Raw genomic sequence first — 345 nt, 5'->3', positions numbered from 1 at the left:
CGAGCCTCGTGTGCCGCTCCATATTAGTTTTATCCACTTGCTTTAAATAGCAAACTCGATGCCCGAGTGGTGGAATTGGTAGACACAAGGGATTTAAAATCCCTCGACTAACAAGTCGTGCCGGTTCAAGTCCGGCCTCGGGCACCACTTTGTGGTTTGGTTACATACACCAATATGTAACTTATGAAAAAATTATTTAGAATTAATATTATGCGGCACTAGCTCAGTTGGTAGAGCGCGACCTTGCCAAGGTCGAGGTCACGAGTTCGAGCCTCGTGTGCCGCTCCAAATTATTTGATATGTTTAGGCGGAATGGCAGAGTGGCCATGCACCGGATTGCCACTC

At 47.2% G+C, this 345-nt stretch carries 2 tRNA genes; both read left to right on the top strand.

Annotated features, from left to right (window positions below):
• The first annotated feature begins 60 nt into the window (after positions 1 to 60).
• A tRNA-Leu gene (locus tag CWC30_RS17735) sits at positions 61 to 147 on the top strand.
• A gap of 65 nt (positions 148 to 212) precedes the next feature.
• A tRNA-Gly gene (locus tag CWC30_RS17730) sits at positions 213 to 288 on the top strand.
• Positions 289 to 345 lie beyond the last annotated feature (57 nt).

This window comes from Pseudoalteromonas sp. S4741 (assembly GCF_005886135.1).
GTDB classification, from domain to species: domain Bacteria; phylum Pseudomonadota; class Gammaproteobacteria; order Enterobacterales; family Alteromonadaceae; genus Pseudoalteromonas; species Pseudoalteromonas tetraodonis.
This window is presented reverse-complemented; position numbering and strand designations above follow the sequence as displayed.